The 19417-nt window shown below is 46.0% G+C and carries 18 protein-coding genes; 14 read left to right on the top strand and 4 right to left on the bottom strand.

Annotation, left to right across the window (positions count from 1 at the left end; translation table 11 throughout):
- Nucleotides 1-521: 521 nt before the first annotated feature.
- The 6 genes from NE665_RS16425 to NE665_RS16450 all read left to right on the top strand — a co-directional run bounded on the left by NE665_RS16425 (nt 522) and on the right by NE665_RS16450 (nt 6991).
- Nucleotides 522-2222, top strand: a complete 1701-nt coding sequence (locus NE665_RS16425; RefSeq protein ID WP_117442753.1) for a hypothetical protein — start codon at nt 522-524, stop codon at nt 2220-2222.
- Between the two features lie 302 nt (nt 2223-2524).
- Complete coding sequence (ilvA, locus tag NE665_RS16430) at nt 2525-3724, top strand: threonine ammonia-lyase (protein ID WP_117442752.1); 1200 nt, start codon at nt 2525-2527, stop codon at nt 3722-3724.
- Nucleotides 3717-4163 (top strand): DUF188 domain-containing protein, encoded by a 447-nt coding sequence (locus tag NE665_RS16435; RefSeq protein WP_117442751.1) that lies wholly within the window; start codon nt 3717-3719, stop codon nt 4161-4163. The genes ilvA and NE665_RS16435 overlap by 8 nt, the downstream gene beginning before the upstream one ends.
- A gap of 446 nt (nt 4164-4609) precedes the next feature.
- Complete coding sequence (locus tag NE665_RS16440) at nt 4610-5437, top strand: hypothetical protein (protein ID WP_117442809.1); 828 nt, start codon at nt 4610-4612, stop codon at nt 5435-5437.
- A 23-nt stretch (nt 5438-5460) separates the two neighbouring features.
- Nucleotides 5461-6213: an N-acetylmuramoyl-L-alanine amidase gene (locus NE665_RS16445; protein WP_117442750.1), complete on the top strand. Its 753-nt coding sequence runs from the start codon at nt 5461-5463 to the stop codon at nt 6211-6213.
- Nucleotides 6214-6289: 76 nt separating this feature from the next.
- A complete protein-coding gene (locus NE665_RS16450; RefSeq protein ID WP_117442749.1) occupies nt 6290-6991 on the top strand; it encodes a Bax inhibitor-1/YccA family protein in 702 nt (233 codons plus the stop codon).
- Between the two features lie 284 nt (nt 6992-7275).
- Here the strand turns inward: NE665_RS16450 and NE665_RS16455 are convergent, their stop codons facing one another.
- Nucleotides 7276-8136, bottom strand: coding sequence for a DUF4438 domain-containing protein (locus NE665_RS16455; RefSeq protein ID WP_117442748.1), 861 nt, complete (start codon nt 8134-8136; stop codon nt 7276-7278).
- 292 nt (nt 8137-8428) lie between these two features.
- Between NE665_RS16455 and NE665_RS16460 the strand changes: the two genes are divergently transcribed.
- The 5 genes from NE665_RS16460 to NE665_RS16480 all read left to right on the top strand — a co-directional run bounded on the left by NE665_RS16460 (nt 8429) and on the right by NE665_RS16480 (nt 11416).
- Nucleotides 8429-9394 carry a retropepsin-like aspartic protease gene (locus NE665_RS16460; protein ID WP_117442747.1) on the top strand — a complete coding sequence of 322 codons (966 nt, stop codon included), beginning with the start codon at nt 8429-8431 and terminating at the stop codon, nt 9392-9394.
- A gap of 165 nt (nt 9395-9559) precedes the next feature.
- Complete coding sequence (locus NE665_RS16465) at nt 9560-9997, top strand: peptidylprolyl isomerase (protein WP_117442746.1); 438 nt, start codon at nt 9560-9562, stop codon at nt 9995-9997.
- 1 nt (nt 9998) lies between these two features.
- Nucleotides 9999-10343: a hypothetical protein gene (locus NE665_RS16470; RefSeq protein ID WP_002608347.1), complete on the top strand. Its 345-nt coding sequence runs from the start codon at nt 9999-10001 to the stop codon at nt 10341-10343.
- A gap of 9 nt (nt 10344-10352) precedes the next feature.
- Nucleotides 10353-10679 carry a rhodanese-like domain-containing protein gene (locus NE665_RS16475; RefSeq protein WP_117442745.1) on the top strand — a complete coding sequence of 109 codons (327 nt, stop codon included), beginning with the start codon at nt 10353-10355 and terminating at the stop codon, nt 10677-10679.
- On the top strand, nt 10676-11416 hold the full coding sequence (locus NE665_RS16480; protein WP_117442744.1) for a tyrosine-protein phosphatase: 741 nt from the start codon (nt 10676-10678) through the stop codon (nt 11414-11416). The genes NE665_RS16475 and NE665_RS16480 overlap by 4 nt, the downstream gene beginning before the upstream one ends.
- Before the next feature lie 168 nt (nt 11417-11584).
- Here NE665_RS16480 and NE665_RS16485 read toward each other — a convergent pair whose 3' ends face one another.
- Nucleotides 11585-12316 carry an RNA methyltransferase gene (locus tag NE665_RS16485; protein ID WP_117442743.1) on the bottom strand — a complete coding sequence of 244 codons (732 nt, stop codon included), beginning with the start codon at nt 12314-12316 and terminating at the stop codon, nt 11585-11587.
- A 122-nt stretch (nt 12317-12438) separates the two neighbouring features.
- Here NE665_RS16485 and nadE point away from each other — a divergent pair, with 122 nt between their 5' ends.
- The 3 genes from nadE to NE665_RS16500 all read left to right on the top strand — a co-directional run bounded on the left by nadE (nt 12439) and on the right by NE665_RS16500 (nt 15936).
- Nucleotides 12439-14088 carry an NAD(+) synthase gene (gene nadE / locus NE665_RS16490; protein ID WP_118654562.1) on the top strand — a complete coding sequence of 550 codons (1650 nt, stop codon included), beginning with the start codon at nt 12439-12441 and terminating at the stop codon, nt 14086-14088.
- Nucleotides 14089-14157: 69 nt separating this feature from the next.
- Nucleotides 14158-15360, top strand: coding sequence for an AI-2E family transporter (locus tag NE665_RS16495; protein ID WP_117442741.1), 1203 nt, complete (start codon nt 14158-14160; stop codon nt 15358-15360).
- Between the two features lie 57 nt (nt 15361-15417).
- The gene (locus tag NE665_RS16500) at nt 15418-15936 is read left to right on the top strand and encodes a GNAT family N-acetyltransferase (RefSeq protein ID WP_117442740.1); all 519 of its coding nucleotides are present in this window, start codon (nt 15418-15420) and stop codon (nt 15934-15936) included.
- A 187-nt stretch (nt 15937-16123) separates the two neighbouring features.
- Here NE665_RS16500 and NE665_RS16505 read toward each other — a convergent pair whose 3' ends face one another.
- Together NE665_RS16505 and NE665_RS16510 are read right to left on the bottom strand one after the other, a co-directional pair.
- A complete protein-coding gene (locus NE665_RS16505; protein ID WP_117442739.1) occupies nt 16124-17026 on the bottom strand; it encodes an ARMT1-like domain-containing protein in 903 nt (300 codons plus the stop codon).
- A 262-nt stretch (nt 17027-17288) separates the two neighbouring features.
- Nucleotides 17289-18956, bottom strand: a complete 1668-nt coding sequence (locus NE665_RS16510) for a Na/Pi cotransporter family protein (RefSeq protein ID WP_117442738.1) — start codon at nt 18954-18956, stop codon at nt 17289-17291.
- Nucleotides 18957-19417 lie beyond the last annotated feature (461 nt).

The following is a 19417-nucleotide window of genomic DNA, read 5'->3' on the forward strand; positions in this document are numbered from 1 at the left end:
TATATCATTTTTGGCATAATAAATGGCAGAAACGTCGACTATTTTTGGGTTTATGAAGTACGTTTCTGCCACAGATATTCTATCAGATTTTAAAAAGACTGTCGACAGTCACTTTGTCAACAGTCTGGCATATACAGAGTATATGTGAATAGCGTTGGAAAAGAGTAGCAGATTGGAATATCGGATAGCGTCTTGTAATGTGAAAGCAGTGCTGGATACCAGTGTGCAAAGCAAAGGACCGTTTGGATGCATATCCTTTGGATGAACAGATATTTTCGCAGTATTTGCAAAAAAGCGGTATCCTTTCTTTGATTGCTGCATATCATGTAATCGTTACCACTTTATGCTGTCGTCTATGCTGTACAGCCGTGAAACAGAAAATGAAATTGAAAATATTTTCATAAAATGAAAATATTACAAAAACTACTTTCTTATTTTTTCTTTTTATTGTATAATATAACCCGATAGGGTTATTTAACTTTATTTTCCAACTTCATTTTTGAATTTGAAAGGAGCAGATTATGAAAGAGACATTGTATTTAACAAAAGAACTTGCAATACTGAACTACAGCGCAGGCTATGCACATTCCGGTGACCAGCTGCTGAATTCTTCCACGTTCAGTAATTATGTTCATAACTACCTGGATTACTTAAAAGCTGATAACGAGGCTTTATACTTCTACGCATTGAACGGCAAAACGACCAGAGAGGCAACGTTTGAAATTCTGAAGCTGTTCCGTATGCTTCGTGTTTTCAAGGCAGAGGAGGTAGATTCTCCATACCTGAATGACAAGGCGAAGCTGCTGGAGTTTGTAGAGGAGATGTACAACTTCTGGAAAAAGCATCAGCGTTTCTCCGTGATGTCCATCGGGCAGGGAAATGCCTTGCAGGATTTGACCTTTGTAGGCGCGGATTCCAGCTTTACCAGTCTGATTCTTGGCCTGTATCGTAACATCGAGGAACAGATCATGGGTAGAAAAAACCGTGTATACCGTCAGCTGCAGGCAGGTACCAATGCCTCCATCGCAGTAAAAAATATTGATAATCCAAAGCTGAGTGCGAAATATGATGCATTGAAGGATATCGAATTCATTCAGTCCGTTATGCTGAGAACACCGATGATCCTCCATCCGAAATCCAATAAACGTACCGGTATGTTCACAGAGCGCGATACCAACCCGATTACGGAATTTACAGGAACACCGGATGAATGGTTCTGTTATCCATGCAAGGTCGGAAGTCTGCTTGCCTTCATTTACTTCCACCGTGACTTTATTTCCTCTGCTGTGTCACTGGCCAACCTGTTTGAGCTGGCAAACGAAGATGAGTGCCGCAAAAAGCCGGATCTGATCTGTCTGTTTGGTAATCAGGATGATAAGGAACAGACAACCTTCCACTATGATGCAGAGGATGATGTATGGATCGGCTGTGTAAGCTATCATGAACGCATCGAATATTTTGGTTATCTGAAGAAGATGACACTGACGCTGCACAACGTAAGAAAGATGCAGAAGGGCTGGCTGCCGATTCACGGTGCTTTCGTCAACATCACGTTAAAGAGTGGAAAGCGCAAGGGAATCATGCTGATGGGAGACTCCGGTGCCGGTAAGTCCGAATCCATTGAAGCATTGAAAATCGCTGGCGCAGATGTTATCAAGGATATTGAGGTTGTCTTTGATGATATGGGTACCATTCATCTGGAGGACGGAGTTCCTTATGGACAGGGTACGGAAATCGGTGCCTTCATTCGTCTGGATGATTTGGATCCGGGTACACCATACCGTGATATGGACCGTTCCATTTTCATGAATCCGGAATCCAGCAACAATGCCCGTGTTATCACACCGGCTGCACCATATGAAATTGTAGCTATGAATCATAGAATTGATTTATTTGCTTATGCGAATAACTACGATGATAAGCTGGGGCTGCATCGTTTTGATGAGCTTGAGGCGGCGAAGGCTACCTGCAAGGAAGGAAAACGTATGGCAAAGGGAACAACGCAGGAGGTTGGTATTTCCACGACCTACTTTGCGAACCCGTTTGGTCCTATGCAGCAGCAGGAGGTGTGTGAGCCTTTGATCGATCAGATGTTTGTCGCACTGCGCGACAGCGGCTGCTTCGTCGGAGAAATCTATACGCACCTGGGGCTTGATAAAGAAAACCGTGACGGTATCAATATCGCAGCCAAGGAGCTGCTGGACTTCATCGAAAAAGACTAAGTAGCAAATTGCTGTCCTCTACAATGGGGACAGCTTTTCTTATGTCTTCAACACGTTGACAGGATGGCTGTGCTGAAGACTCTGTGGGAATAACGAGAAAGATGGTGGGGAATACTAGAACGGATATGGCATACAGGATTCCACGATATGTGTACGATGGAATCAGCGTGTATATAGAATAAGAATATTTGTATCTGAATTGCGAACATTAAATATAATGTGTATGCAATTTGTAGAAAAAGACTCTTTCCGAAACTGTACATTCATAGTACAATACAGATAAGGATACAGGAGGAAAATGTATGGATATTTCAAATATTTATGATGCCAAGGAAGTATTGAAGGATGTCATATCCAAAACACCGCTGGTGCATGCGGATAAGCTGCATGAAAATCTGTGGATCAAGGCGGAGAATTTGCAGGGAACCGGTGCCTTTAAGCTGCGGGGAGCCTATCATAAGCTGCATGCTCTGACACCGCAGGAGCGTGAGAAGGGGGTAATTGCCGCAAGTGCCGGAAACCATGCACAGGGAGTGGCGTATTCCTGCATGAAAATGGGAATCAAGGGAACGATTGTTATGCCGAAAACCGCTCCGCTGTCTAAAATCGAGGCAACGCGAAGCTATGGTGTTGAGGTGGAGTTGCAGGGAGATACCTTCAATGATGCTTATGAGTATGCAAAGAATCTGCAGGAAATCACCGGGGCGGTATTCGTTGAGCCCTTTAATGATGAATATGTCATCGCCGGACAGGGAACGATCGGGTTGGAAATTCTGGATAAGCTGAGCGATGTGGATACCGTAATCGTACCGATTGGCGGTGGTGGTCTGATCAGTGGAATCGCTGTTGCGATTAAGGCGATGCGTCCAAGCTGCCGCATTATCGGTGTACAGTCCGAGCATGCGCCGAGCATGAAGCAGTCTTTGGAAAAGAAGGAGATTATTAAGCTGCAGGATGTGAGTACGATTGCGGATGGAATCGCCGTAAAGACTCCGGGAACACTGACCTATGAGCTATGCCGTCAGTATGTGGATGAGGTCGTGACCGTCAGTGAGGAAGAAATTGCGGCTGCCATATTGACACTGCTTGAGAAAATGAAGATGGTTGCTGAGGGGGCCGGAGCCACCAGTGTTGCGGCAGCGATGTTTGGGAAGGTGGATCTGGAGCATCACAAATGCGTTGCAGTTCTTTCCGGAGGAAATATCGATGTCAATCTGTTGTCTAAAATTATTGATCTTGGTCTGATGAAGACCGGACGCAAGGCGGTCATCAATATGAATGTAATGGATAAGCCGGGGAATCTGTCGCGGATGATTGAGCTGATATCCAGAACCGGAGCCAATATCATTTCTGTAAACCATAACCGTATTCAGAATGCGATGCTGTTCAATCAGTGCAGAGTTGGTGTCATCATTGAAACCAACGATGCAAAGCATATTGCGGATGTGCTTGCGATTTTGAAAAATAACGGCTATGATCCGCATCTGGTTGAGCATGTCTGATATATATGTTGATGCTGACGGCTGTCCGGTCATTGAGGAAACATTGCAGGCAGGGGAGGATTTCGGCTTTCCTGTAACGCTGGTATGCGACACATCTCATACGTTCCATTATGAAAACGTCGTTGTCCTCATGGCCGATCAGGGAAGGGACAGTACGGATTTCCTGTTGCTGTCACATGTGAAAAAGGGAGATATCGTCGTTACACAGGATTACGGTCTGGCTGCACTTGTTCTCAGCAAGGAGGGATATCCGATTTCCTGCAGCGGGATTCCCTATACAACGGAAAACATCAACCGCCTTCTGACAATGCGTCATGTCGGCAGTGTAGAGCGTAAGCATGGCAATTACGGCAGGCATGCGAAAAAGCGGACACAGCAGGACGATGATGCGTTTCTGGATGGTCTGTACGCATTGTGTGAACGGGCGCAAAGCAGATAAGCGCAGGAAAGTAAGGGATTCTCAGCAGTTTTTGGATGCTATTTCATAACAGAATACACAGAATCATTCCATCGTGGAAGCGATTCTGTTTTTTTGTTTCAATAGCTTTGGCAGCTTTCTTTTTTGTGATAGCATGATACCTATCAAAGAGTCTGTACAGTAGTCTATTTAAGGAAGCCATACACTGCATGCATAAAGCATCATCGGTAAACGGAAAAAACCTTTCCAAAAAAATACAATCTGCGCTATTTCAGGCTGTCGAAGGTATCCGTTAATTGAATCAAGGCCTTTCAAGAGCTGGCGGCGAGGACATGGGTTGCAAATTTGTAAAAAAAATGATATCGTTATGACTCGGGATTTGAAAATTTCAGAAGGAATGGGCGTCTGTGCTTCAAGCTGGCGCTGATTCCTGTGAAGCAGCAGGAGCGCGAAACGGAGTGAATCGAATGAAAGAGCTATATCTGCAAAAGGACAAGACGCAGGACATGGTGAACAAAATCAGAGGTATGCGCAGGGAAGAGATTGATATGCATCTTACCAAGCTTGGGTGTACGCTTACCTGTGAGGATATTCGTAAGCGTCTGCAGACTACCTATAACGATCTTGCGGTTGCGGATGCTATCTTTGAAACACAGACGATTGACGATACACATGCACTGTTCCCCAAAACCTTTATTGATGAAGCTGTACTGGAAATTGCAAGGAGAGAGGACTTTGACTTTACACATTACGGTCTGATATCCGATGCGATTCTGGATGTGATGGAGCAGGGGAGTGAGCAGGTTGCGGCAGATTTGCTGGAACAGCTTCGACTGCTGTTTAAAACGGCGAAAAAATTCAAAATCGACAGTCTGGAAGCCATGATGTATCAGGTCAATGACGGTCTGGATATGATTGGTGTGGTGACTCTTCTGCTCGATCTGTTGATGGAACAGGGACGCAGGGATAAGGAACAATACCGGGTGCTCATCGCATTTGTCGATAAGTTTCTGACCGTGTTTTCCAAAACGAGCGATTTCTTCCGTGTCGGAATGCAGTATGAGCAGGCACAGGCATATATTGCATTAAAATCCAAAAAGGGAGAACAGATGTTCCAAAAGCTTTTAGCTACACACAGCGATGTCACTGATGTGGTCTTGCATTATGCACTGGCATATCTGGATGATGATGAGAAACGAGCACGTAGGATTCTGGAGCGTTATGCCTCACGGCTGGATAAGGAAAGTCCGGCATATGAGGAGATTCAGGAGCTGAAAAAGGATTTATATAACTAATATAACTAACATGAGGTGATTTCATGCAAAAGAATTTTGTACAGCGACATGCTTTATTCTTTTCTGTCATTGTATTCTGTTTCGTAATCGTACCCTTTATACGAAATGCTTACGCACAGGAAAAAGAAGATAAAAAGCAACAGGCGGAAACGATGATTATCCGTACACAAAAGCAGGCAGAGGAAAAAAAGGTCACAAAGCGGCGGGTCGTTCTGGATGCCGGTCATGGCGGCTATGACGACGGCAGTGTTGCGGCGGATGGCACAAAGGAGAAGACGATCACTTTGCAGCTGACGAAAAAAATCGGGAAGCTGCTGGAGACGCAGGATGTGGAGGTTGTGTATACGCGTTTACAAGACAAGGTATCCTGGCCGGCAGATAATGAAAAGGATTTGCTGGAGCGTTCCCGGATCGCCAACACATCCAACGCCGATTATTTTGTATCTATTCATATGAACTTTGCGGATACAGCACAGGCCTCGGCAAGAGGTACGGAAATCTGGGTGAGAGAGCGTGATGCGAAAAGCAGAGCGCTGGCAAAGCAGGTAAATCAGCGGCTGGAGAATCTGCAGGGAATCAAAAGCAGAGGGTTAAAGGATGAGGCAGCTGCCCCGCTTTCCCTGATTGAATATACCGATATTCCTACGATCCTTGTGGAAGCCGGCTTTTTATCCAATGACAGTGACCTGTCCTATCTGAAATCAGAGAAGAAGCAGGATGCAATGGCGAAGGCGATTGCGGATGGAATTCTGCAGGCATTTGATAAAGAAACATAAAATCTTGCAAAATCTTTCTATTTTACTGTAAAAATGATACAATATGACTTATACTATAGGAAAAGGAGGAATGTTTATGTTTGAACGCAACGAAGATTATTTTGAGCCGCAATATGCAGCAACCAGCCTGCAGAAGCATGCTGTACGTACATTTGGATGGATGACATTGGGTCTTCTGGTTACTACGGCTACTGCATTTGCTGTATACTCCACAGATTTGATTTACTATATTTATAGAAGCAGCTTTACACCGCTGATTCTGATCGCCGCACAGTTCGGTGTGGTCATCGCTCTGGGAGCACGTCTGATGAAGATGTCCGCAACGAGTGCCAAGCTTTTATTCCTTGTGTACTCCATGCTGACCGGCGTTACCTTCTCAACACTCGCTCTTGTGTATCTGCCGGGCACACTGGTTATGGCGTTCCTGATGACAACGGTGTATTTCGGAAGTCTGGCTGTAATCGGGTATACGACAAAAATGAATCTGCTCCGTTTTGGACCGATTCTGTTTGGCAGTCTGCTTGCTTTGATTATCACTGAGGTTATCATGATGTTCATGGGTGCTGATACAAGCACAATGCTGATCAGTGCGATCGGTCTGTTGATTTTTACCGGATTGACTGCTTATGATGCACAGAAGATGAAGGCACTGTATGCAAGCTATGAAGGGGATGAGGAAATGCTGAAAAAGCTTTCCATCTACTCTGCCTTTGAGCTGTATCTGGACTTTATCAATATCTTCCTGTACATTCTGCGTTTTGTTGGAAACAGAGATTAGCTGTTGATATAAAAACTGTACTACAGAAAAAGTGCTGCTATGCCGTTGCTTGACGGTCACAGAAGCACTTTTTTTATTTGCATTGTGTTACTAGCATACAGCCGCTTTGCTGAGGGCAGGGATTTCAAGCAGACTGAACAAAGACAGCACTGCTTTTTTAGGCTAAGCCCTACGCCTAGAAATACCATACAGCTGTTCTGCTTCATAAACCGATTCCTTATAAACAAGCGCGACTGTATAAAACCAGCTGCCATGCACGAGCTCGGGATGGCAGCTGGTTTCTGTTATTTTATATGCAGATAGTTTGCGATATTTGCTTCAGAGTCCAGAATCGGCTCTATGCTTCCGCATCGGCTGCTCATGATGACAGCCAGTCCGGGACCGTGTCCGCTTGTATAGGAATCGGCATGTACGACGATTCCCACAGACACCGCTCCCTTGCGATAGTGTGGTCCATTGTGATTGTCATGATCCTGAATCAGGACCAGATCACCAAAGCGCAGCTTGTTGATACCGAATTCCTCATTCGCTTGCGCATCCTGCGTCATAATGTCATAATCTCCCAGCATGGTGGTCGCACTTCCCAAACCGCTTCCCATGAGGTAGGCCGGAACACAGGTCACGACCGGTATCCGGATTCTTTGCTCCTCTTCCTCGATGCCCAGCTTCTCAAGCAGTGCAGGATCGATGTTCATCAGCTGTATTTCTTCATGGTCCATCAGTTTAAGACCCTGTCCGCAGGCTTTGATCAGTACCTTATCCTCTGTAGTCATCAGCTCCAGCGTCTCTTCATCGAAATACACCATGACATGATCGATACCGCCATGCTTTCCAGTCACATAGCCCTCTCTCCCTTTTGCATCACCGCTGATGATTTTCGCCTTGTTTCCTATACAGGCAAAGGCCTGCAGGGCATTATTTTCCTTTTCCACAGGATTCTTCAGGCTTACACCCGGCTCGATGTGATCTCCGGCAATCCCCATACAGGAATCTCCAATTTTATAGTTGTAAATAATACCGCCTGTTGCCATTGGAATTCTCCCATAGCCATCATAGCCCACGCGATATCCGTTTCCGCTCATAACAGGATGATCCACCTTTCCCTGCACACTCATCACAGGTAATAAAGCTTTATTTGTCTGCATATCAACCACTCCTTTTCCTTGTTTTCACATGCTTCCATTTTACTATACAAGGGAATACTCTTCAACCTGAAAACATCTATCGACAGCGTTTCTTAAAAAAACTGACGGAAATTTCATAAAGGTGGTGCATTATTGAAGCTGTGTAGGAGAAGCGATGCACTTACGAAGATAAATGCTGACACTGTATAGCGGAAAAGCTTTAGAAAAAAATAAAAATCCATAGCATAAGGAAAGTAACCCATATTCATCACATATGCTTATGATATAATCGAACAGAAAAAGGGGTGATGGCATGCACAGCTGTAAGGTACAAAGTCATACTGCTGTAAGCGTGGAGAAGGCAGCGTACGAGGAACAAAGGAAAAAGGTATCTCTCGGTCTGTTTCCGAATGCATTATCAAAAGCACAGGAGCAGGTGATGGGCAAGGCGCATGCATGGGACATGCGATATTATCAGCGTGAATTTTCCATTCCGCTTTCCCGCAATATCTTCGGACTGTTTACAATTCCGGTGTATATCAACCATGTAAAAGCGGTGTTTGTGGTCGATACGGGAGCACAGATCAGTGGTGTCAAAAGCGATAAAATCGCACAGCTGAAGCTGAAAAAAACAGGGGGTTCTCTGCAGATTGGCAGTATCGGCGGAACACAGCGCGATATGCAGGGACTGGTGGCAGACTCTATGCAGCTGGGTGGTCTGGAGGTTTTAAACATGGCGATGATTGCACTGGATTCCTCAGACTTCTCCCTGCGCTTTGGAAATATTGATGTGTTTGGCTTTGATGGGATTCTGGGCTGGGATATCCTGCATCAGCTTGATTTTGAGCTGGATGATATCGCGAAGCAGTTTATCGTTTTAAAAAACAGATTTCGGATACCATACCCCAATATGCTGCAGGGCAGCTTCCCCTGCTTTCTGGTGAAGCGCCTGGATCAGAAGATTTCACTGTTTGGCTTTGACAGTGGCTCCCGTGTCAGCTGGATTGGAGAACATGCGATTCAAAAGCATGCTCTTACAGTTGTACATGAGGGGAGTGCTATGGGCTTTGGTGTACATGGCTTGGAACGGATGGATTTGAAAATTATCAGGGAGTGGACGCTCTTTCTGGATAAGGCGGAGATAACTTTGAAGGATACGATGACAGGTAGGGTCAGGCTGTTTGATGATTTTGTATTTGACGGTGTATTTGGAAACGAAATTTTCAGGAAGCGCAGAATACGCATGATCAACAGTGCCCAAATGGTACTGCTGGCCTAGCCTGCTTATTCTTCTGTATTGCGGCAGGCGGGTTTTCTTTTTGATGGGGATGTGCAGGTGCTAAGAGCACATTCCCTCATGCAAACCATCGCCGCCAGCTTTACTGGCGGTTGTTTTTTTTGTCGGATTATAGTATATTTATAGAATGAAATAGGAGGAATGAACATGATATACCATGGAACAATAACAATGGAAAACGGGGCTGAGCTCCCCTTTGAGCTGTATCCGGATGATGCTCCGGTAACGGTTGAGAATTTCGTCAAGCTGGTGAAGGAGGGCTATTACGATGGCAAAACCTTTCATCGTGTAATCAAAAACTTTGTATCTCAGGGTGGCTGTCCATATGGAACCGGTGCCGGAGATCTGGGCTATACGATTCCCTGCGAAACGGCAAACAATCCGCATAAGCATGAGGATGGAAGCCTGTCTATGGCGCATCGCGGCAAGGATACCGGCTGCTGTCAGTTCTTTATCTGCCACTGTCCGCAGCCGCATCTGGATGGCGTTCATACCGTATTCGGCAAGGTGACAGACAATCTGGGTGCTGTACGCAATATGCGCAACGGCGATGTTATGAAAAAAGTGGTCATCGAGGAAGAATAGCATGGATGATGTCAAACGACTGGGAACACCGCTGCTGATCATCGTACTTTCGGCATTTCTTACCAAGCTGGTGGAAACATGGCTGAAGGGCGGCTTTGTACATACGCTGCTGATCATCATCATGGTTGCTTCTCTGTTTATGTTCGGTGTTTCACTGAATCGTAAAAAGCGAAGCAATGCTGTATTTCGCAAGGTTGTCGCAATCGTTATCGTTTTACTGCTGCTCTTTATGCAGCTGGGCTATCTGGATCTGGCTATTGTGAATCGCTGGTTCGCATATCTTGGCATGGGATCCTTTTACATCAATATGCTATATATATTCTGCGGCTATCTGTTCGTGGATTAGGAGGCAGCTATGTTTGGATTTTCTTTTGATAAAACGATGGAGGAAGTAAAGCAGGAGCTGGATGCAGGAAAAGACATTCAGCTAATCGATGTGCGGGAGTTGGATGAGTATCAAGAGGGGCATATCCCCGGAGCGGATCATCTGGCACTGAGTGAGCTGGAAGAGAAGGCGGCAGCTGTAGTAGCGGCAGGAAAACCGCATTACCTGTATTGCCGCAGCGGACAGCGTTCAAGAACGGCATTGAAGCGTCTGAAGGCTCTGGGCTACAGCGAGCTGTATAACATCGGTGGTATCCTGCACTGGCCCTATGCACAGAAAGCGGGGAATCAGAAATGAGAAAGACCCGTCGTCTGCAACTGCAGGGAGCCAGTAATGTTCGAGACCTTGGCGGCTATCCGTGCGGGGAAACGATAACGGCATGGCACTGCTGCTATCGCAGTGATATGTTGAACAAGCTTACACAGGAGGACTGGAAAAAGCTGCAGGAAGCCGATATCCAGCTGATTCTGGATCTTCGCAGTAAAACAGAACAAACGCAGGCTCCCTATGACTGTGCACCATATGGAATCACGCGGGTATCGCTCCCCTTTATGAAGGAGGAGGTGTCGCTTGCGGATTCACAGGATGTGCAGGCGCAAAAGCAGTTTCTTGACAGTATGAAGCTGGATTATGTGGATATGATGACATCGGTACCGGAGGCGGTATGTGCGGCGCTTCGTCATATCAAAGCCACACGGCAGACAGGACATGCAGTCTTATTTCACTGTACGGCCGGCAAGGATCGTACCGGCATACTGGCAGCGCTCCTGCTGAAGCTATGTGGCGTATGCAACGAGGATATTCTTGCGGATTATCAGATTTCCGCAACCTATAATGCTGCGGGGGTGAATCGGATGCTGCCGGCGGATGTAATGGCGATTCCGGCAGTGCGTGCATTGTTTGAAAGTACACCGGACATGCTGCAGCCGCTGCTTTCATTGCTCGATCAGACAGGCTGCTTTTCCTATCTGAAATCCATCGGTATGCAACAGGCTGAGCTGGAAGAGCTCGCAGCGCTGCTGCAGGAACCGTAACGAGCCAGTGCGTACACGACGATGAGGCTTTCGTCTCTATATGAAGATGACTGCATATGCAGGATTGGGATGTCATTGTGATATTTCCCTGCACATGCAGTTTTTTTGTGTCAACTTCTGAAAAAGAAAAACCATACAGCAATGCGCTGTATGGCATGAGAGAGCTGGTTATTTTGCTGTTTTCTGACGAACAAGCTCAAAGGCGAATATGGCTGTAGAGGCTGCAGCTGTCATTGCATTGCGGAAATCCTGCCGATAGGGAATGAACAGGTTCTGATCACTGTGACTTTGCACATGCTTACTCAACCCGCGCATTTCACCGCCAATCGCCAGACACAGCTTCTGTGGAAAGGCATAGTCATACAAAGAGATTGCATCCTTGCGCTGTGCGCATATAAGCTGTATGTCTGCCTGCTTCATTTCCTGAAGCAAAGCCTCCATATCCGTTGCGACAATCAGATTCAGATATTCACTGGCACCTGCACTGGCTTTGGTGACGACTCCGGCTGCACTCGTCCAGTTTCGCGGAGGTATGATGACACCGTCACAGCCGGCTGCATACAGCGTACGCAATATATAACCGAAATTAAAGGGATCCTCTACACCCTCGATGAGTGCCAGAAAAACCGGTTCCCCTGAAACGACCTGCTTAAGTGTCTGGAAGCTTCGCTCCTTGCACAATGCCAGCAGCCCGCCATGCGTTTTTCCCTGTGCAAGCTCATCGATGGCTTCCCTGCTGCTGCGCTCCATCGGGATATTGCGCTTTGCTGCTTCACGGAGGATAAATGCAGTATCGCGATCCTTCTTCTTTTCATCAACAATAAGTTTTATGATTTCCCGCTTCTGTGCGAGTAAAACGGCTTTTACAGAGATATTCCCCTCTACGATATATTGTTCCATACAAATTCCTCACTTTTCCTGTTTCTATATTATATAGGAGATGTGTCAACTTTAAAAGGGAATTCTTCAATTCTCGCACGATTCATGATATGATACTCATGTTGAAGATGAGGAGGGATATCATGAAGGTTGCCGTTGTGACCATGCATGTCAAACAAGGGAAATGTGAGGAAAACGTTTCCTATATGAAACAGATGATTCAGAAAGCCAGAGAAAAACAGGCGGATATGATTGTATTTCCACAGAATGCAGTAAGTGGATATCTGCTGGGTGATCAGTGGCTGGATGATGACTGGTGCCGCTATGTGGACAGCTTCAATGAAGTACTGGTTGCAGAAAGTGAGGATATTGCCATCGTATGGGGAAATATCCGCTATCGCAATCGCAGGAGATTCAATGCGGCCTTTTTTGCGTATCGCAAACAGACGCATATGCGCGTAAAGCGAAATACGCCCTATACGGATGATGCACGCTATTTTGAGGAAAATCCGATCAACAGTGCCATTGAATTTAAGGAGCATGTCTTTGCTTTGAATTTTGGACGTGAAGTGCAGCTAACCGATATCAATATCAATCTGGATGCGGCAATGTATGAGCTGAATCAGGAATGCAGCTTGAAGGGCAATGTTATTTATGCCAATGCCCTCGGTATGCAGAACAGTGGCAAGGATGTTGTGGTCATGGCTGGAGGTAGCGGTGTCCGTATGCAGAAGAAAACCATCTATCAGGCAGCGTGGTTTCATGAGGAAATGCAGCTTGTGGATCTTGCGGAAACAAGGGAAGCGGAAGTCACACAGCCGCAGCTGCTGGATGCGCTGCTGCTGGGGATTCGGGATTTCGACGCACAGATATTCAATCGTGCAATTCCCTGGATCGTCGGTATGAGCGGCGGGCTGGACAGCAGTGTGACAGCCGCGCTGCTGGTTGCCGCCCTGGGACCAGAGCGTGTATATGGCTATAACATAGCGACCCGCCACAACAGTACGACCACCATTTCCAATGCAGCTGCGGAAGCGAAGGCTCTGGGCATTGCATATCAGGAAGGAAATATGGAATCACTCGTGCAGGCAAGCGTCGAGCTGTTTCATAAGGAATACGGCTATGCGGTAGAAACAATGCCGACACTGGTAATGGAAAATTTACAGGCGCGCTCCCGCGGATATCTGTTAAGCGGTTTTGCAGGTATTCTTGGCGGTGTTGTTGTGAATAATGGGAATAAGGTGGAAACCGCTCTGGGCTATTGTACCCTGTACGGTGACAGCATCGGAGCATTATCACTCATTGGGGATTTGACCAAGGTACAGCTGTTTGATTTGTCAAAAGCGCTGAATGCGCACTTTGGCAAAGAGGTGGTGCCACTGAATCTGCTGCCATGTGTGCATGAGCACGGGGTGGATTGGACAATGCCGCCGAGTGCAGAATTGAAGGATGCACAGTTTGATCCGATGAAATGGTTCTATCATGATTATCTCATTGAGCATCTGGGAACAGACCTCAGCCTTCGCACCTTTATGGAAAGCTATGCAGATGGCAGTATCTGGAAGCAGGACATTGCCCGCTGGATGAAATATTATCATCTTGACGATGCGAACACCTTTTTACAGGATTTGGATTGGCTGCTTTCCACCATGGCGAAAAACAGCTTCAAGCGTCTTCAGCTGCCGCCGCTGTTAAGCGTGCATAAACGAACATTGGCCAACACGAGGGAAGCACAGATGCGAGAGGATCGATACGTGTTTGAAGAGCTGAAGCAGAAGATTCTGAACGGCTAATACTTTCGAATTTGTAAGAAAAGAAACAGAATTTTCATGATAGAATAGATAGGGATGGAGGCGATTTATATGAAATTTAGGTTAACCGAGGACATGAGAAAGAAAATATGGCTGTATGTGATTGTAATCGCCATAGGAATCAGCATATATTTCGCTTTTGATAAAATTGATTTCATCATACGGGCACTCAGGCGCATCTGTTCCCTGACAACACCGTTTATTCTTGGCTTTGCGATTGCATTTCTGTTAAACAAACCCATGGAGCTGATGGAAACAAAGCTGCTTGGAAAGCTTCGCATGAAGCCGCAGCACAGGCGCAGTATTGCCGCTGTACTGGCAGTTCTGCTTGGTATTATCGTTGTATGCGCATTTCTGGCATTGCTGCTGCCACAGCTGTTTGACAGCATCTTCTCTTTGGTGAAGGCATTTCCGGGCTATGTGGAGGACTTCCAGAAATTTGCATTGGATTTTGTTGAAAAATATGCCATCGATACCCAGCAGGTTACCAATTACATTACGGATACCGATTTCTTTGAAAAGCTTACCGGCTTTGTGACGGATGCTTTGCCGCAGATGGCAAAGGCCACCTATGCATTTGGGAGCACGCTGCTGAACATTCTGCTGAGTATCATGGCAGGCCTGTATATGCTGATTGACAAGGAACGTTTGTCCGGCTATGCAAAAAAGATCAATTACGCACTGTTTCCAAAAGAGGTCAGCGAGTATCTGCACCGGATGGTGCTGGCAAGCGGTGATATTTTTAATAACTTCATCGTGGGAAAGGCGATTGATTCCCTGATTATCGGAATCCTCTGCTACATCGGCTCTCTGATTTTTCAGTTCCCATATGCCCTGCTGTTATCGGTAATCGTCGGGGTTACCAATATGATTCCGGTATTCGGACCGTTTATCGGTGCTGTACCGGGGATTGTAATTCTCTTCATCATACATCCGATTACCGCATTATACTTTGCACTTTTCGTCTTTGCCCTGCAGCAGTTTGATGGAAATATTCTGGGACCGCTGATTCTGGGAGATAAGCTGGGACTGCCGAGTATCGGTATTCTGTTCTCTGTCTGTGTCGGCGGAGGACTGTTTGGTATCATCGGTATGTTTATCGGTGTACCTTGCTTTGCTGTCATCTATATGGCAGTGAAGGAATTTGTAAATTATCGCCTGAAAAAGAAGGCGGTGGATCTGGAAGGCATATCCAGAGAAATGAAGAAGGAAGCGCTGGAGATTGAGGAGCGCATGGAGCATTTAGAGGAATAGCGTTTAGCGGGCCATCTGCATGCAAGCAGGGACCGCTTTTCTTTTTGAAAGGATCGTATGCTGAAAACAGATAGATGCAGTATATATGAAATAAAGGAATCAGATATGGAGGATGTACGAATCCTTTTCACGGATAAGGTAGTCCGTACATATCTGGGTGGTGCTTATGATACGGTCAATGCAGATAAAAAGCTCCGCAATATGATGATGGCAGAGATCGATTATCAGGGCTTTACCGTGCGCAGAACAAGTGATTCTGCCTTACTGGGACTGATAGAAATCGGACCTTATCACAATGGTATCGAGCAGGAGATTTCCTATCAGTTTGTACCAACAATTTGGGGACAGGGCTATGCGAAAGAGGCAATCCAGGCTGTGCTCGTTTTTCTTTCAGAACAGGGCGAACTGCAAAGCATCGTAGCAGAAACGCAAAGGAAAAACATTCGTTCATGCAGACTGCTGGAGGCTCTGGGCTTTAAAATGCGAGAATCTTTGATACGCTTTCACCAGCCGCAGATGGTATATGTGAAGCAGTTATGCAAACATATTAAGGCGTTAAATAAAAAGAATGAATAGAAGCAGGAAGCGAAGGATCGAATCAGATGGTGAATCTGGGAGCCTTCTGAATCGGATAAGAAAAAAGAGACTTCAAAACCATTGCATTACATGTCACAATCGGTTCAGAAGCCTCTTATCATGTGTTACGATGAGACGCTATGTAAAGAGTCTTTTTTGCTAATCCTGATTTAGCGGATACTGTTGGTTACATGTTGCACCTTACTTCTGCGTTGGATATCTCCAGCGTCTTTTCATAAGCGAAAATTCCTTCCAGATGCCGCATATGGAACCGTTCGCAGAAGTAGTCGCATTTGCATAAAAGCAGATAATAGATTGGCAGACCGCAGCCATACAGGGATTCAAAATTTGCCTGTCCCTTGGCGATAATCATATCGCTGGATGCAATAAGTGTACGCGCGTCCTTTCCAATGTGACGCAAATCGCAGCCGGCAAGCGGTACCTGCGTGTGCGTGCACGCACACACCTCATCCAGATGAATCTGCCTGACATCGCGCATCGTTGCATCATTGAGCACCTCACCGCCGCGTACCATCACCGTAATATGCAAATGCGGAAACTGCTTTTGCAGCTGCAGAATGAGCAGCTTGTCCAATACGATTTCACCGCAGTTATCACACAGATAGAGCAGACTGCTGCTGTGTGCTGCCTGTGATAGAAAGCGCTGGTAGACATCGGCATCCAGTGTTTCTTCCTTTACCTGCTTCAACAGGGAATGCAGAATATCCTCATCCACATGGTCCATAGCACCGAAATCGATATAATTCCCGCAGCGGGCAAGGCGCAGGGCATAGGACAGGGGATCGGGCGCCTGCTGTATAGCATGGTGCAGCATTGGCTCCATTTCCATCAGCACGGTGTTGAAATACGTTTTTATTTTCGCATAATCCGGAAGGCTTCTTGGAACAGGTGGCTTTAATAGACGAATTTGATCGGAAATCCATGGCATTGTATCCGCAGGGTCTGCATCCAGCATGATTCGCATAACATCCTTGAGATACTGTGCTTTCTGCTCTTCATCCAAACAGGCGCGTATACTTGCCTCCTCTTTCTTTAAAAGACACAGGATACAGCGGGAACTGATATTCATATCATCACCTCTGTCTTTTAGTATAGCATGGTCCACTCCAAAAAGACACCATGTATGCATTCATCCTGCATAAAGCTGTAAAGCTGCGATGCTGCATGAAATCACTTTCAGATCGATTTACCACAAGCCTTAAAATCACAGAGGTGCTTGTGCTATTCTGTGCTGGTGGTCGCGGCATTTGGCTGTATAGGAAAGAGCGCTGATCCCAACGGATACAACAAAACATAAGAACGTAGATGAAAAAAAGACACCATGTGGTGTCTTAGGCTGCGGATAAGGCAGGGTCGCTTTGCATAGCCTCATCACTCAGTGTAAAGTTACAGCGCTTGGCTTCCTGAATGATGTTCATGATATGGTCGGAAACACGCTCCACATCTGTCAGGATTTCTGAATAGATGACACAATCCAAGGCATTGACCTTTTTCTCCATCAGTCGCTCAATCTGTGCCTGTCGATAGCTTGCGGTCAGCTCGTCAATGCGATCCTCAATCCGTTCGATTTTTTCAAAGCATTCATCCTGAGAATCTAGGCTGTAGGTTGACAGCAGCGAGAAGCTCTTGGAAAGAAGAGAAGCCAGCTGATGCAATTCATCCTCTATGTATTTTGAGCTGGAAAGCTTATTGTCCTCATCGGTGGAATATTGAATGATATTGATGGCGTGATCGCCAATCCGTTCGATGTCAGAGAAGCATTTGTATAAGGCGTTGCAGGTTGTGGAATCGGATTCATTCATTTTCAGTGAGCTGACCAGCGTCATATAATTTGTGATTTCATAATTGATATAATCGATGCGTTTTTCACGCTTTCGGATTTTCTCCAAGTTGAAGGCATTCCCGCATAAGGCATCCATGGATTCCGCAAGATTTGTTTCTGCCAGCTGCAGCATTGCCATTGCTTCCTTACGCAGAGAAGAAATGGCAATCGGTACGGAACCGATATTGTCCTCATCTACAAAGGTAAGCGGTATGTTGTAGCCTGCATCCTCGATCTCCTCCTGCTTTACAGGTAGAATCACCTGCGCAAGCTTGGCAAGACGGGAACCGAACGGGATCAGCAGCAGTGTGGTAGCGATATTGAATATCGTATGTGTATTGGCAATCTGTGCCGCAGGATTGGAGGTAACACTTTCCATCCACGATACAAACGGAACAAGAGCTGCAAATGCCATGAAGACAATCGTACCGATAATGTTAAAGGACAGGTGAATGATGGTTGCCCGCTTGGCATTTCGATTGGCGCCAAGTGATGCCAGCACCGATGTGATGCAGGTACCGATATTCTGCCCGAAAATGATATAGATAGCGCTGCTTAACGGGATCAGACCGCTGACAGCCAGTGCCTGCAAGATACCGACGGAAGCAGAGGAGCTCTGAATCAAAGCAGTGAAGCCTGCGCCCAGCAGAATCGCCAGAACAGGGTTGGAAATTGTTGTCATGGCATGAATGAATGCCTCGCTTTGCTGTAATGGAACCATGGCATCCTTCATCATGTCCATACCGATGAACAGAATACCCAGACCGGCAAAGATTTCACCGAAGGCATTGACCTTCTTGCCTTTGAGAAACGTAACCAGAACAACACCGAAGATAGCCACAAGCGGTGCAATTTTGGATGCATCCAGGGCAATCAGCTGTCCGGTGATCGTCGTACCGATATTGGCACCCATGATGATCCAGACTGCCTGATTCAGTGTCATCAGCTGTGAATTCACAAAGCCGACAACCATAACCGTAGTGGCAGAGGAGCTCTGGATTACTGCTGTGATGGCTGCACCGACGATAATGCCCAGAAAACGGTTGCTGGTCAGTCTTTCCAGAATGGTTTTCATACGATCTCCCGCAGCTCCCTCCAGTCCGGAGCTCATCATATGCATACCATACAGGAACAGGGCAAGGCCCCCAAATAATTTCAGAATACTATCAAATGTCATGAATACATAACCTCCTGTTCGAGTATTGTTACGAACATAGTTTTAGTATATCGGGAAACAGATATTCATACAATATAGGTTTTGTTAAGACTCTGTTAATAATTAACACAAAATATTTATAAACGTCATTTGAAACCGTTTTCCAACAGAAAATGTAAAATCAAGGTTAAGGATTTATGTGAAATGGTATGCCACAGGGCGTAAAAAGGATGCCTCTGCAGCTGTAGGTTCTGATGTTTTCCGGCTGTAATAAGAAATATCAAGGGAAAGTAATAGATTTGCTGGAAATAAAAAACAGGCTGGGCGCTTTTTGGCAAGAGACGCTGCTCCTGTGATTGTGCTGTAGGCACTTGTTCATGAATGATCCATGAAAGATGCAGATCAAAAATCAGGAATGTAGGTAATGAAAGAATGGAAAACTGCATTCTATGGGGTGGTATTTCACATTATGATCACAGCGT

The organism is Clostridium sp. DFI.1.208 (genome assembly GCF_024463855.1).
GTDB lineage: Bacteria > Bacillota_I > Bacilli_A > Erysipelotrichales > Erysipelotrichaceae > Clostridium_AQ.

What these genes read in the sequence shown, in the direction of transcription:
- NE665_RS16425 (WP_117442753.1), top strand. Translation starts at nt 522, where the DNA reads ATGAAAGAGACATTGTATTTAACAAAAGAACTTGCAATACTGAACTAC.
- ilvA (WP_117442752.1), top strand. Translation starts at nt 2,525, where the DNA reads ATGGATATTTCAAATATTTATGATGCCAAGGAAGTATTGAAGGATGTC.
- NE665_RS16435 (WP_117442751.1), top strand. Translation starts at nt 3,717, where the DNA reads ATGTCTGATATATATGTTGATGCTGACGGCTGTCCGGTCATTGAGGAA.
- NE665_RS16440 (WP_117442809.1), top strand. Translation starts at nt 4,610, where the DNA reads ATGAAAGAGCTATATCTGCAAAAGGACAAGACGCAGGACATGGTGAAC.
- NE665_RS16445 (WP_117442750.1), top strand. Translation starts at nt 5,461, where the DNA reads ATGCAAAAGAATTTTGTACAGCGACATGCTTTATTCTTTTCTGTCATT.
- NE665_RS16450 (WP_117442749.1), top strand. Translation starts at nt 6,290, where the DNA reads ATGTTTGAACGCAACGAAGATTATTTTGAGCCGCAATATGCAGCAACC.
- NE665_RS16455 (WP_117442748.1), bottom strand. Translation starts at nt 8,136, where the DNA reads ATGCAGACAAATAAAGCTTTATTACCTGTGATGAGTGTGCAGGGAAAG.
- NE665_RS16460 (WP_117442747.1), top strand. Translation starts at nt 8,429, where the DNA reads ATGCACAGCTGTAAGGTACAAAGTCATACTGCTGTAAGCGTGGAGAAG.
- NE665_RS16465 (WP_117442746.1), top strand. Translation starts at nt 9,560, where the DNA reads ATGATATACCATGGAACAATAACAATGGAAAACGGGGCTGAGCTCCCC.
- NE665_RS16470 (WP_002608347.1), top strand. Translation starts at nt 9,999, where the DNA reads ATGGATGATGTCAAACGACTGGGAACACCGCTGCTGATCATCGTACTT.
- NE665_RS16475 (WP_117442745.1), top strand. Translation starts at nt 10,353, where the DNA reads ATGTTTGGATTTTCTTTTGATAAAACGATGGAGGAAGTAAAGCAGGAG.
- NE665_RS16480 (WP_117442744.1), top strand. Translation starts at nt 10,676, where the DNA reads ATGAGAAAGACCCGTCGTCTGCAACTGCAGGGAGCCAGTAATGTTCGA.
- NE665_RS16485 (WP_117442743.1), bottom strand. Translation starts at nt 12,316, where the DNA reads ATGGAACAATATATCGTAGAGGGGAATATCTCTGTAAAAGCCGTTTTA.
- nadE (WP_118654562.1), top strand. Translation starts at nt 12,439, where the DNA reads ATGAAGGTTGCCGTTGTGACCATGCATGTCAAACAAGGGAAATGTGAG.
- NE665_RS16495 (WP_117442741.1), top strand. Translation starts at nt 14,158, where the DNA reads ATGAAATTTAGGTTAACCGAGGACATGAGAAAGAAAATATGGCTGTAT.
- NE665_RS16500 (WP_117442740.1), top strand. Translation starts at nt 15,418, where the DNA reads ATGCTGAAAACAGATAGATGCAGTATATATGAAATAAAGGAATCAGAT.
- NE665_RS16505 (WP_117442739.1), bottom strand. Translation starts at nt 17,026, where the DNA reads ATGAATATCAGTTCCCGCTGTATCCTGTGTCTTTTAAAGAAAGAGGAG.
- NE665_RS16510 (WP_117442738.1), bottom strand. Translation starts at nt 18,956, where the DNA reads ATGACATTTGATAGTATTCTGAAATTATTTGGGGGCCTTGCCCTGTTC.